Here is an 11,826-nt window from a genome sequence, read left to right as displayed (position 1 = left end):
GGCGGGCCGGACGGCGGGAAACCCGGCGGCGGGCCGGGCGGCGGGGGTCCTGGCGGCGGGCCGGCGTAGGCCGGGTGGCCAGGCGGAACCGGCGGCGCCCCGTCCGGCCACCCGGCCGGCCACCCGTCGGCGGCCGGCGTCACCGCGGACGCACCCGGCCCCGCGGCCGCGACCGGACTGTGATCACAGGTCGGAACGCATCCGGGGGAAACGACTCGCCGACCGTCAGCCCGTCGGCCTCCACCCACGCGTGCGCCGCGAACGAGCCTGCGACGCGGACTCCGGTCCGCCATGTCGGCCACCTCCCCGAAACGCGGCAGAACAGCGCGGTCGCCACCGCGCGCGGCAGGCATCCGGCCGGGCCACGGCAGGTCCGGCTCACCGCCGTGACCGCCTCCATAGCGGCCAGCGTCTGCCCGTACCCGGCCGGGCGGGTACCGGCCGCCAGCACCTCCATCACCCGCCGAAGCCGCCGTGGCGGCAGCCTCGTCAGCCCGCGGGCGACCGCGACGACGGGCACGGCGACCACGGTGTCCACGGCCCGCCGCCAGCCGGTGGGCCCGCGCCCGGAACGGCCGTCGCGCCAGGCGGGGCCACCACGCCCGGCGTAGGCACGACGTCGCATCGGGGCATGCAGCCCAGCGCGGGCACGACGTCCGACCGGGCCATCGCCCGGAGGCTGGCCACGTCCGCCGGGCCGGCACGCCCGATCACGGATGCCGTGGGCGGTCACCATGGTCACCGGACGAGCCCGGCGTCGCGCAGCTGCGCGACCAGCGCGTCGATGTCGGCCCGCGCGGTGGCGGTGTCCACCTCGTAGGCCTCGGTCACCGCGTGCGCGGCCTGGTCGGGGGTGCCGCCGCCGGCGAGGACGCCGACCGCCACGTCGGCGGTCGGATTGAGCGTGAAGTACCGGCCGGTCCGCTCGTCCAGCAGCACAGCACCGTAGTCGGTGCGGGTGCGGACGACATGCTCTCGCAGCTGGGTTGACATGTCAGGATCCGTCCTCTCGTCCGGCACCGCTGGGCCATGGTCGGCCGCCCTGGCCCTCGTGGTCCGCGTGGTCCGCGTGGTCCGCGAGGTCCGCGAGGTCCGCGAGGTGCGCACCGGCTCCGTGCCGGACCCGTCGCGCCGCGGCGGTCTCGGCCGGCTCGCCGGCGAGCACCTGGGCGTGAATCCGGCGCAGCTCGACGCTCGGCTCGACCCCGAGCTCCTGGGACAGCAGGTCGTAGGCCGTGCGGTAGGCGGCCAGCGCGTCGGCGCGGTGCCCGGAGCCGCTCGCCGCGACCAGGAACTGCTCCCACAACCTCTCCCGCAGCGGGTACTGCAACGTCAGCGCCCGCAGCATCGGCAGCGCCCGGTCGTACTGGCCGCGGTCGAGGAGCGCGTCGGCGAGGTCCTCGTGGACGACGGCCCGCAGCTCCCGCAGCCGGGCCGCCTCAGTACGGACGACCTCCTCCGGAAGATCCTCGTAGGGCTCGCCCCGCCACACCGCCAGTGCGTCGCCGAGCAGATCGACGGCACGGGCGGCGTCGCCGTTCCAGCGGGCGTCCTGCCCGCGGCGGGCGAGATCCTCGAACAGCCAGGCGTCGACCTCCGTCGCCGCCGCGTTGAGCCGGTACGCACCGTGCCGGCCCTGGATCCGGCCCAGGCCCGCGGTCTCACCCTCCGGCAGAACCTGGCGCAGTTCCGAGACGTAGGTCTTGATGTTGCCGACGGCCGACGGTGGCGGGTCGACATCCCACAGCACGGCGCGGATGTGCTCGGTGCTCGCCCACCGGCCACGGACCAGCAGCAGCAGCGACAGCAGGCGCCGCTTCTTCGGCTGCGCGATGGGCACGGCGCTGCCGTCGGACGCGCTTACCTCCACCGGCCCCAGAATCCGGAAGGGCAGGTGCCGCCGCGATTCCATGGCCGGATTCCTCCCCCGACGGCGCCGTCCTCGAACGGCACGACAGCCGGGCTACCTGCGGGATGTCGCGTCCGTTCCACCCCGGCGGAAATGTCCGACGGCTCTGGCCGCCACCGCGGGCTGGCCGGGCGCACCGCGGCGGCCCGCATCGGTCGTCAGCGTGGGCGGCGCCGGTTGTAGTTCGCGACGGTCTGCACCAGGTCACCGACCGTCGCGAAGTTCACGGCGAGAAACGTGGGCCGCAGCCCGCTGGCCGCGCACTGCTCCGTGTGCGCGGCCAGCGCCGACGCGGTGTTCACCAGGGCCGCGTCCGCCCGGGTCGCGGCATGGTCGGTGAGCCAGTGGTTGATCAGCAGCATCTGCGGGTGGGCGTTGCCCCGGCCGAGCCGGCAGCTGAAACCGCCGGGGATCCGCACGTCGAACGGTGTATCCGCGTTCAGGCGGAAGAAGTTGCGGTACCAGGTGCCCGGTACGTCACCGTTCTCGGCGAACACGACGAGTCGCCGGCCGCGGTCGATCATCTGCCCCAGCGTGGGCCACGACCGTCCCGGTGCGGGCGGGCGGGCCAGATAGTCCCCGAGGCCGGCGGCCCGGAAGGCGGCCATGACCGGTTCGGGCGGGACCTCGTCCTGCAGGATCAGGGTGATGACCTCGGCCGGGTTGCGGGCGAGCCAGCCCGCGACGCCGGCGAGCGCGTCGTCCAGCGCGGTGGCGCCGAGCTGGCAGATCCCGTGGCAGAGCCAGAGCCCGGGGCGCTCGGAGCGGGCCCCGGTGGCGAACGGGGCGAGGGCCTCGCGGGCGGCCGGGCGCAGCTCGCCCAGGAACGACTCGACCTCGGCGGGTGTCGTCCAGTGATGGACGTCGAGCATCAGCGCCCGGATCCCGCTGTCCAGCTGACCGACCAGGTCCGGGTCCTGCACGGCGCCGAGGAAGCCCGCCCGCACCGATGCCATGCCGTTGTGCGTGGTCGGATAGAGGACGTCCGGGTAACGCCGGGCGCACAGGTCGACCCCGCCGTTGCAGAACGCGGTGCCGGTTCCCGCCTGGCCCGGCAGCACCGTCCAGGACACCCCGAGGAACATCAGGGCCGCGCCGGCCACCGCCAGCAGGCGCCGGACCCGCCCCCGCGCCCGGTAGAGGTAGCTGGCCAGCGCTGACACGGTCGCGAGCACTCCCCCGGCCAGCAGCGGGACGACCGCCATGGCCAGCCAGGTCGACCGGACGTCGGCGACGAGTACCTGCCCGACGTCGGCGAGCAGCCGCTGACCCGCCGGCGGCAGCGGCGAGTCGGGGCCGCGCAGCGCGACCAGCGGATCGCCGATCGCGGCGGTCACCCCGACGCTCGCCGCGGTCGCGGTCGCTCCGGCGGCGACCAGCACCAGGCTCACCGTCCGCAACGCGGCCGCCGGCCCGGGCCGGGACGACGGGGCGCGTCGCCCGGACGGGCCAGGCCGACCTGACGGGCCATACAGTCCGGGTGCACCAGGCCGCCCGATCGGGCCAGGCGGACCGGCCCGACTGGGCGGGCGCAGCGCACGCACCAGGGCCCAGGCGGGCAGCGCGAAGCAGAGCGCCGCGAGGATCACCATGCCCGTGCCGCCGATCCCGTGGACCGTCCGCAGCGCGAGCCCGGCCGATCCGCCGCGACCGCCCGACAGCGGACGTCCCAGGTCGAGCACGGCGCCGCCGGCGAGCCGGGCGCGCAGGTCGGCGACCGCCGAGACGTCCCCGGCGAAGATCAGCGGACCGACGACCGCCAGTGCCTCACCGAGGTCGCCGGAGCGCAGCGCGACCAGCACCTGCTCCCGCACGTGCGGCCGCCGGGGCTCCGCCACCCTGCTCAGCAGCAGGTCGGCCACCCAGGCCGCCTGGTCGTCGGTCAGCTCGATCTCGGGGACGGAGGCCGGCGGGCGGCCCTGGCTCACCCGGTCCACCCCGTCGAGCACGTCGCGCAGGGCCGCGGCGACGTCCTCGGTGCGGTAGCGCGGGGCGCCGGACACCTGGCCGGCCAGGTAGACCGACGCCAGCCGGCCGATGTTGTCCAGGACCGGGCTCAGGTCGACCGCGAGGACGAACTCCGCCCGGCTGCCATCCAGGTAGGCGGCCACGTTGTCGGCGACACCGTCGGTCAGCCCGCGCAGCGCGGACGGAGGGACCACAAGCTGCAGGTTGTCGACGACGAGGTCGGGGTCGACGGGGAGATCGGCCAGCAGGTCACTGGTCACGTCCGCCAGCCGGGGGTCGGTCAGGACCTCGTCGCTGATCCGCTCGTGGACCTGCGCGGTCTCCAGCGCGCCGCGGTAGAAGGCCGCGTTCTGGGCGGTCTCGTGCACCACGAGCACGGCGGTACCGACCGGGGCGAAGACGGCCGCGGCCAGCACTGCCAGGCAGGTCCCTGCCAGGGGTCCTCCCCGACGGGGACGGCTCGGCCGGCCCATGGGACGCCAGACTACCCAGCGCCGCGCCGGCGACCGGCACGAAAGCCGAGGTCGTCCCACGTTTGGTGGCCGGATCCCCCGATGGGATGCGCCGGACCGGGGTACCCCGATACGGAACGGTCCGCGTGCGAGACCGCGGCCACCAACCACACCGAGGTGTCCGATGACCGTGCACACCAGCCCGGCCCAGCAGCGACCAATCCTCGTCTGGGCACTGACCGCAGTCGTCGTCGTCGGAGTGGTGCTCGCACTCGTCGGGATGATCCTCAACGCCTGGGTGCTGCTGGGGCTGGCCGCGGGCGTCGCGGCACTGGCAGCCCTCGCGCTGTTGCCGGCGGGGGTGATGTCCCACGTCACCACGACCCAGTCGGCGACCGATACCCAGTCGGCGAACGACCGCAGACCGCGGTGAGGTCAACGACCGGTCAGCCGGGGAGGAAGAAGCGATGGACACAAATGTGATCGAACGGCCACGAGGCCGAGACATGATGCACGTCCCGCGCACCAAGGGCGCGCTCAGCGGGCTCCTGCTCGTGGCGGCGGGTCTGTGGGGAGCGCTCATCCCCTTCGTGGGGCCGTACTTCGACTTCGGCTTCACCACCGATGCGTGGTCCTGGACCGCGAACCGGTTCTGGCTGTCGGTGCTGCCCGGAATCGTGGCGATCGTGGCCGGTCTGATCCTGATGCTCAGCCGCAACCGGGCGAACGCCTTGATCGGCGCGGCTCTGGCGGCGGTGGCCGGCCTGTGGTTCGTCCTCGGAGCTCCGCTGTCCCAGATCTGGAATCCGGGGGCGCTCGGAACGCCGCTCGGCGGGAAGACCCGCCAGACCCTGATCATGATCAGCTTCTTCTACGGGCTGGGCTCGTTGATCCTGTTCCTCGGTTCCAGCGCCCTGGGCCGGCTCAGCGTGGTCGGTGTGCGTGACGTCGCCGCCGCCCGCAACCGCCGGCTCGGGATGGCCGAGCCCACCGGTCGGCCCGCCCGCGGGCACCGACGTCACGCCGAGGTCGGCGCCGCCGCGGCACCCGCCGACCGCGAGTACGCGGACCGCTCGTACACCGATCGCGAATACGCGGACCGCGAGTACGCCGGTCGCGAGTCCGCTGGGCGCGAACCGGCCGGCCGCGAGCCGGTGGGCGCCGGGTCCGACCGGCTCGACGAGGCCTCGGTCTACCCGGACGAACCGCGCCGGTTCCACAACGGGCACGCTGAGCCGCGCGCCTCGGCCGACCACGCTGTCGACAGGCACGGCGCCGTCGACACCCACGGCGCCGACGGCCACCGTGGGCCGGGCACCGGTGCCGACCAGGAAGCCGCCGGGCGGGCGATGAGCGACCGCGAGCGGGCCGAACAGGAGCGCCGTGCCGACCAGAACGCGCCGATCGGCGCCGGCTCGGGCGCGCGCTCCGGGCGGCACCACTGGTGGGAGCGCCCGCACTGACCCCGACCGGGGCAGGTCCCCGCGTACCTCCCCGACAACCCGCCCGCCCTCGGGGCCGCAGCCCCGTGGGCGGGCCGGCCCGTCGGTGCCTGCGGGTTGCGGCCAGTACCCGGCCAGCCGGTGCCTGCCCCGGCACCTGCCGGGCCGTGGCCGGAGAATGCCTGCTACCCCACGTCGGCCGGCCTCTGCCGGACCGGGCTGGTAGGAACAGCCAGATGAGCGACGAGAACCTGCCCGGGACCGACACGGCCGAGCCCGACGAGCTGATCTACTCGGTTTCCGACGGGATCGCCACGATCACCCTGAACCGGCCCCACCTCAAGAACGCCTTCACCCTCACCATGATCGACAGGTGGGCGGAGGTCCTGCGGACCGCCGAGGCGGACCCGGCTGTGCGGGTCGTGGTGGTGACCGGGGCCGGTGGGGCCTTCTGTTCCGGCATCGACCTGGCGGTCCTCAGCGGGATCGAGCCCACCCCGATCGCGCGCCGCCGGATGCTCACCGAAGGCGTCCACAAGGTCGCCCGGGCGGTGCTGGATCTGAGCAAGCCGCTGATCGCGGCGATCAGCGGCGTGGCGGTCGGTGCCGGGCTCGACATGGCGCTCATGTGCGACCTGCGGTTCGCGGGCCGCTCCGCGCGCCTGTCCGAGGGCTACATCAGGATCGGCCTGGTTCCCGGCGACGGTGGAACCTACCTGCTCCCCCGCCTGGTCGGGCCGGCGAAGGCCCTGGAGCTGCTGCTCAGCGGCGACACGGTGGACGGCGTCGAGGCGGAGCGGATCGGCATGGTCAACCGTGTCTACGACGACGCGGTCCTGCTCGACGAAACCTACGCCTTCGCCGGTCGCCTCGCGGCGATGTCCCCCATCTCGACCGCGATGATCAAGCGAGCCGTCTACCAGTCCCAGAACCTCGACCTGCGGACGAACCTGGACCTCATCGCGTCCCACATGGCGGTCGTGCAGTCCACCGAGGACTACGCCGAGGCCCGCGCCGCGTTCGGCGAGCGGCGCGCCCCGACCTTCGTCAACCGCTGACCCGGCAACCGCTGACCCGTCAACCGCTGGCCGCGGCACCGTCGGCGGGCACACCCGGCCATCCCCGCGGGCAGGCCCGCCGGTGGACCTCCCGGGCCGCCACGGCCCTGCGCAGGTCGTCGGCCGCGTCCATGACGACCCGGGAGAGCACGGGTCCCGCGTCCGGGCCGGCGAGCAGGCTCTCCGCCGCGGCCAGGGTGGCCGGCCGCACCGCGTATCGCGGAAACGCCGCCGCCGCGACCTGCCGGACGGCGTGCGGTGAGCGCCGCGCCGCCACCCGGGGCAGCTCGGCGAAATACCGCTCGACGTAGGGATCGGTGAGATCGCCCTGGTCCGGCTGCCAGAAGCCCTGCGCCGTCGCGGCGACCAGCCGCACCGACATCGCCTCGTCCGCGGTGACGGTCCGCCAGGCCCGGGCCTTCGCCGCCGGGTCGCCGACCGCGGCCCGGATCCGCGCCGCCTGCTCGATGCCACGGCTGCTGGGGTCGTTGTCGAGCTCCGCCGCGATCTGCGCCTCGCCGGCCTCGTCCAACGCCACCAGGCGGTCGAGCAGGCGCCAGCGCAGGTCCGGGTCGACGACCAGCCCGGCCGGGACGTCCCGGCCCACCAACCAGCCCCGAAGCCGCGCCACCTCCGGCCGTTCGGCGCACGACACCAGCCCGCGGGCCGCGGCGAGCACCAGCCCGGCCCCGGCCCCGGCAGCGCCACCAGGCCCGGCACCACCGCCAGCCCCAGCCGATCCGGCCGATCCGGCCGACGCGCCGGCCGGGGCCGGCCCGGCAGCCCGGTCGATCACCGACCGGCAGGCGTCGACGACCATGCGCCGGGCGGCCGAGCGGTCCCCTTCCGGCAGGTAGCAGTGCACGACCGTGCCGACCGCGAAGCCGAGCGCGTCCTCGAGCACCGCGACCGAGCGTTCGGTGGGCAACGCCCGAGCCGCCAACGTCAGGTAGTCGGCCGCCGGCCACTCCGCGTCCCGGGTCAGGTCGGCGGCAGCGGACCACACGACGGACCGCGCCAGCGGATCCGCGAGATCGGCCAGCACCGCGCCGAGCCGCGCCAGGTCCTCCGGCCCGAACCTGATCTTCGCGTACGTCAGGTCGCCCTCGTTGACCAGCAGCAGCCGACCCGGCCGGGTGCCGAGGAGCTGCGGCACCGGCGTGCGCCCGCCGGGGGCCGTCGGCTCGAGGTCGACCGTCGCCCGGCGCACGAGCGTCACCGGACCACCCTGGGCGGGCGCGTCGAACACGCCGATCCCCACCCGGTGCGGCCGCGCCGCGGGCTCCCCGGCCGGCTCTGTCCGGACGATCTCGACCGCCGCGTAGGCGCCCTGTTCGTCCAGGCTGACCCGCGGCCGCAGCGTGTCGAGCCGGGGCCGGCGCAGCCAGGCCTGCGCCCAGCCTGCCAGGTCCCGGCCGCTGGCCTGCTCCAGCGCCGCCAGCAGGTCGGCCAGGGTGGCGCTGCCATAGGCGTGCGCGGTGAAGTACGCGCGCAGCCCGGCCAGGAACGCCTCGTCCCCCACCCATTCGACGAGCTGGCGCAGCGCCGAGGCACCCTTCGCATACGAGATGCCGTCGAAGTTGAGCAGCGCGGCGGCGGTGTCCGCGACGGCGGGCGGCGCCACCGGATGGGTGGACGGGCGCTGGTCGGCCGCGTAGCCCCAGCTCTTGCGGCCCACCGCGAAGCTCGTCCAAGCCTCGGTGAAACCGGTGGCCGCCGCCGTCACCCGGGTGCCCATGTACTCGGCGAACGACTCGTTGAGCCACAGGTCGTCCCACCAGCGCATGGTCACCAGGTCGCCGAACCACATGTGGGCCATCTCGTGGGCGATCACGACGGCACGGCGCTCCCGTTCGGCCTCGGTCACCGCGGACCGGAACACCAGCTCGTCGCGGAAGACGACCAGGCCCGGATTCTCCATCGCGCCCATGTTGAACTCGGGCACGAACGCCTGGTCGTACTTTCCGAACGGATAGCGAATACCGAACAGCTCGTGGTAATGATCAAGGCACTCGGTGGTGATCTGGAAGATCTCCGCCGCCTGCGCCTCCAGATAGGGCGCGAGCGACCGGCGGCACAGCAGCGCCAGGGGGACCTCGTCGTGGGTGCGGCTCCACACCCGATACGGCCCGGCCACCAGAGAGACCACATAGGTGGCCAGCGGGGCGGTGGGCTCGAACTCCCAGCGGCCCGGTGCCACCTGCCTCCCCGCACCGTTCGCCCGCACCTCCCAGCCGCCCGGAGCGGACACGGCCAGCCGCAGTGGTGCCTTGAGGTCGGGCTGGTCGAAACAGGCGAAGATCCGCGCCGCGTCGTCGAGGAAGGACTGCGCGTAGAGGTAGACCTCGCCGTCCTCGCTGTCGGTGAACCGGTGCAGCCCCTCCCCGGTGTTCGTGCACGCCATCGTCGCCCGGACGACCAGGGTGTTCTCGACGTCCAGGTCGGTCAGCACAAGCCGGCCGTCGGGCGCGGGCGACGCGCCGAGCTCCCGGCCGTTGAGCCGGACCAGGTCCAGCGAGACGGCCTTGACGTCGACGAACGTGCTGGCGCCCGGAACCCGGCAGGTGAACGACACCGTGGTCGTCGAGGTGAACCGCGGGCCGTCCGGCGCCCCGGTCAGGTCCAGATCGACGTCGTAGGAACGGACCTGGACGAGCTCGGCTCGCGCGACGGCCTCGGCCTGGCTCAGCGGCTGCATCAGCCGACGTTAGTGGCCGACCGGGCCAAGCACACCGGACGGGTCGAGCGGGGTGGGCTGCATCAGGGCGCCCAGTGGTCCCGGCGGCCCGTGATCCCCGGGCGGCCCGTGGTCATCCGCCGACAACCAGGCGGAGAATCAGACCAATGAGCCTTCTCCAACTCACGGCGCGCGGTCAGGGCCGCCACAGGCCCGGGTCGACTATGGAAAAGGCTCGATGAGCACCGGTCATACCGAGAGCGCCGGCCCGCGCGCCACACCACGGACGGTGGGCGCGGGCGAGCTGACCCGACCGGGCGGGGAGGTCCTCACCGACCGCAAGGGCCGGCACGTCGTTCGCCACGGTGACATCGTCGTCAAGACCCACATGGCCGAGGAGGCCGCCGGCCCGCTGCTGGCCCGGCTGCGCCTCGCCGCGGACCCACGGCTGGCTCCGTTGTTCCTGCCCCCGCTGCGTCTCGGAACCGGGGACGGTGAGGACGATGGGCTGGGCATCCAGGGTGGACTGGGCATCCAGGGCGAGCTGCTCGCCACCATCGACGGCCGGCTCGTCACCGCCTGGCCGGCCGCGACGGCGCTGGGCCTCGCCGAGGTCGAGCGGGACGTCGAGGCCGCTCCCTGGGAGGCCGCCGCCGAGCTGCTCGCCCGCCTGCACGCCACGGACCTCGCGGCCCTGCACCCCCTGAGCGTGCCACCCGCCGGGGTCTGCACCCGCCTGCAGCGCGTCATGGACCACATGGAGACAGGGCTCTCGAACGCGGGCGAAGGATCGGCAGGACCCGTAGCCGCGGAGATCCTCCGTCTCGCCGAGGACGTCCGCCGCGCGCACGCGGCACTGCCACCCTGGCTGCGGGAGGCACCGAGCCGGCCGGGCGGGCGGGTGGCGCTGATCCACGGCGACTGGCACCTCGGGCAGGTCGTCCGGGCGCCCCGCGAGCCGGATGCCACCGCCACCACCACCGCCGGCCAGTGCTGGCGGATCATCGACATCGACGACCTGGGCTGGGGCGACCCCGCCTGGGACCTGGCCCGCCCAGCCGCGTGGTTCGCCGCCGGCGTGCTTCCCGGCGCTGTCTGGTCACGCTTCGTCGACGCCTACCGGGGCGCGGGCGGGGTCGCCCTCGGCGCCGACCCGGATCCCTGGGCGGCGGTGGACGGACCGGCCCGGGCGGTGACCGTGCAGTACGCGGCGGGCGCGATCACCGACCACCTGCTGCGCGGCACCCCGTTCGACGAAGGAGCCCGGGCCTTCCTCGACTGCGCCCGCCGACTGGCCTCGGGCACCTGATCACGAATGCCGGGCGCGGGGATCCCGCGCAGCCGCACAGCGCGAACAATTCACACTAACAGGACAAAAAGGCCCGGAGTCACTTGACAATCCGCAAGAAGTGAGGGTTTCGGTCGCTGCCGCAGCCATAATCGTCACTTCTTGCTCAGAATCAGCGGCGGCAGCGGTTGCCCGGGAATGGCAACGCCGCACCCTGTCACCTGCCCGACGTCCGACGACGCCCGGGGCCCCGTTCACGGACTATGGACTCCGCCGGAGCCGGACATCACAGCGTCCGACCACCGCTCAGCACGAGGTCGGTGCGAGGTCGGTGCGAGGTGACGGCACCGTTTTCACTCGTCCTGGTCCAGTCGGCCTGGTCCAGTCGGCCTGCCGACCAAGTGCGGACCTCGCCTCTGTTGACCATCGACGGATAATCTCTCGCTGGTCCTCCGCGCCGAGGGCCCGCCCGGAGCGACCCCTGGCGATCGTAGGTGAGCGCCGTGGCGTAGCTTCCGCCCCACGGCGCGACTGTACGCATGGAAAGGGTAGGGATGAACTACTCTGTTGGACATGGCCTGGTATGCCCCAAGTGCCATGGCGCGATGCGGACCTACACCCGTAGTGGAGTCCAGATCGAGCAGTGCGACAACTGCCGCGGGATCTTCCTGGACTACGGCGAGCTCGAGGCCATCACCCGGCTCGAGTCCCAGTGGTCGCAGCCGGCGCCCCCGCCCGCGCCGATGCCGCCGCCCGGTGGCCACTACAGCCAGCCTGCCTGGGGCTCGCACGGCCACAGCCACGGCCACGGCTATGGGCACGGTTACGGGCACGGGCGGCTCACCCGCCTCCTGTTCTCCTCCTGAGACTGTTCTCGGCCCTGGAACCGTTCTCGTCCTGAGGCGCCGTGCCCTCCCCACGAGTGCGTCCCCGTGAGGACGTCCCCCGCGGGAGGGCGGGCGCCAGGGCCTGGCGGGGGCGGCAGGCGGCCCGCGCGCATCCCGGCACCTGCCCGCCCGGCCATCGCGATGG

General features: G+C 74.1%; 10 protein-coding genes. 5 read left to right on the top strand and 5 right to left on the bottom strand.

From position 1 onward, the window contains the following. Nucleotides 1–139: 139 nt before the first annotated feature. From FREUN1FDRAFT_RS12465 to FREUN1FDRAFT_RS12450, 4 genes are all read right to left on the bottom strand, one after another. Entirely contained in the window at nt 140–625 is a 486-nt protein-coding gene (locus FREUN1FDRAFT_RS12465) for a lasso peptide biosynthesis B2 protein (RefSeq protein ID WP_083828670.1), read from the bottom strand. Nucleotides 626–738: 113 nt separating this feature from the next. After that, complete coding sequence (locus FREUN1FDRAFT_RS12460; protein WP_006540401.1) at nt 739–993, bottom strand: lasso peptide biosynthesis PqqD family chaperone; 255 nt, start codon at nt 991–993, stop codon at nt 739–741. A 1-nt stretch (nt 994) separates the two neighbouring features. After that, nucleotides 995–1,912: an AfsR/SARP family transcriptional regulator gene (locus FREUN1FDRAFT_RS12455; RefSeq protein WP_006540400.1), complete on the bottom strand. Its 918-nt coding sequence runs from the start codon at nt 1,910–1,912 to the stop codon at nt 995–997. Between the two features lie 155 nt (nt 1,913–2,067). Beyond that, a complete protein-coding gene (locus tag FREUN1FDRAFT_RS12450) occupies nt 2,068–4,293 on the bottom strand; it encodes a hypothetical protein (RefSeq protein WP_006540399.1) in 2,226 nt (741 codons plus the stop codon). A gap of 220 nt (nt 4,294–4,513) precedes the next feature. Between FREUN1FDRAFT_RS12450 and FREUN1FDRAFT_RS12445 the strand changes: the two genes are divergently transcribed. The 3 genes from FREUN1FDRAFT_RS12445 (at nt 4,514) to FREUN1FDRAFT_RS12435 (ending at nt 6,829) form a co-directional block, all read left to right on the top strand. Continuing rightward, nucleotides 4,514–4,762, top strand: a complete 249-nt coding sequence (locus FREUN1FDRAFT_RS12445) for a hypothetical protein (protein WP_006540398.1) — start codon at nt 4,514–4,516, stop codon at nt 4,760–4,762. 34 nt (nt 4,763–4,796) lie between these two features. Beyond that, entirely contained in the window at nt 4,797–5,792 is a 996-nt protein-coding gene (locus tag FREUN1FDRAFT_RS12440) for a hypothetical protein (RefSeq protein ID WP_006540397.1), read from the top strand. Between the two features lie 215 nt (nt 5,793–6,007). Further along, nucleotides 6,008–6,829, top strand: a complete 822-nt coding sequence (locus tag FREUN1FDRAFT_RS12435) for an enoyl-CoA hydratase/isomerase family protein (protein ID WP_006540396.1) — start codon at nt 6,008–6,010, stop codon at nt 6,827–6,829. Nucleotides 6,830–6,848: 19 nt separating this feature from the next. On the opposite strand, the gene pepN is transcribed toward FREUN1FDRAFT_RS12435, so the two are convergent. Further along, nucleotides 6,849–9,527: an aminopeptidase N gene (pepN, locus tag FREUN1FDRAFT_RS12430; RefSeq protein ID WP_006540395.1), complete on the bottom strand. Its 2,679-nt coding sequence runs from the start codon at nt 9,525–9,527 to the stop codon at nt 6,849–6,851. A 217-nt stretch (nt 9,528–9,744) separates the two neighbouring features. Between pepN and FREUN1FDRAFT_RS12425 the strand changes: the two genes are divergently transcribed. Then, complete coding sequence (locus FREUN1FDRAFT_RS12425) at nt 9,745–10,815, top strand: phosphotransferase family protein (RefSeq protein ID WP_006540394.1); 1,071 nt, start codon at nt 9,745–9,747, stop codon at nt 10,813–10,815. A gap of 533 nt (nt 10,816–11,348) precedes the next feature. Beyond that, nucleotides 11,349–11,660 carry a zf-TFIIB domain-containing protein gene (locus tag FREUN1FDRAFT_RS12420; protein WP_006540393.1) on the top strand — a complete coding sequence of 104 codons (312 nt, stop codon included), beginning with the start codon at nt 11,349–11,351 and terminating at the stop codon, nt 11,658–11,660. Nucleotides 11,661–11,826: the final 166 nt, after the last annotated feature.

The sequence above is a fragment of the Parafrankia sp. EUN1f genome (assembly GCF_000177675.1).
In the GTDB taxonomy this organism is placed as follows: Bacteria; Actinomycetota; Actinomycetes; order Frankiales; family Frankiaceae; genus Parafrankia.
This window is presented reverse-complemented; position numbering and strand designations above follow the sequence as displayed.

Excerpts from the sequence above, each read along its gene's own strand:
- FREUN1FDRAFT_RS12465 (WP_083828670.1), bottom strand. The coding sequence starts at position 625 with ATGCGACGTCGTGCCTACGCCGGGCGTGGTGGCCCCGCCTGGCGCGAC.
- FREUN1FDRAFT_RS12460 (WP_006540401.1), bottom strand. The coding sequence starts at position 993 with ATGTCAACCCAGCTGCGAGAGCATGTCGTCCGCACCCGCACCGACTAC.
- FREUN1FDRAFT_RS12455 (WP_006540400.1), bottom strand. The coding sequence starts at position 1,912 with ATGGAATCGCGGCGGCACCTGCCCTTCCGGATTCTGGGGCCGGTGGAG.
- FREUN1FDRAFT_RS12445 (WP_006540398.1), top strand. The coding sequence starts at position 4,514 with ATGACCGTGCACACCAGCCCGGCCCAGCAGCGACCAATCCTCGTCTGG.
- FREUN1FDRAFT_RS12440 (WP_006540397.1), top strand. The coding sequence starts at position 4,797 with ATGGACACAAATGTGATCGAACGGCCACGAGGCCGAGACATGATGCAC.
- FREUN1FDRAFT_RS12435 (WP_006540396.1), top strand. The coding sequence starts at position 6,008 with ATGAGCGACGAGAACCTGCCCGGGACCGACACGGCCGAGCCCGACGAG.
- pepN (WP_006540395.1), bottom strand. The coding sequence starts at position 9,527 with ATGCAGCCGCTGAGCCAGGCCGAGGCCGTCGCGCGAGCCGAGCTCGTC.
- FREUN1FDRAFT_RS12425 (WP_006540394.1), top strand. The coding sequence starts at position 9,745 with ATGAGCACCGGTCATACCGAGAGCGCCGGCCCGCGCGCCACACCACGG.
- FREUN1FDRAFT_RS12420 (WP_006540393.1), top strand. The coding sequence starts at position 11,349 with ATGAACTACTCTGTTGGACATGGCCTGGTATGCCCCAAGTGCCATGGC.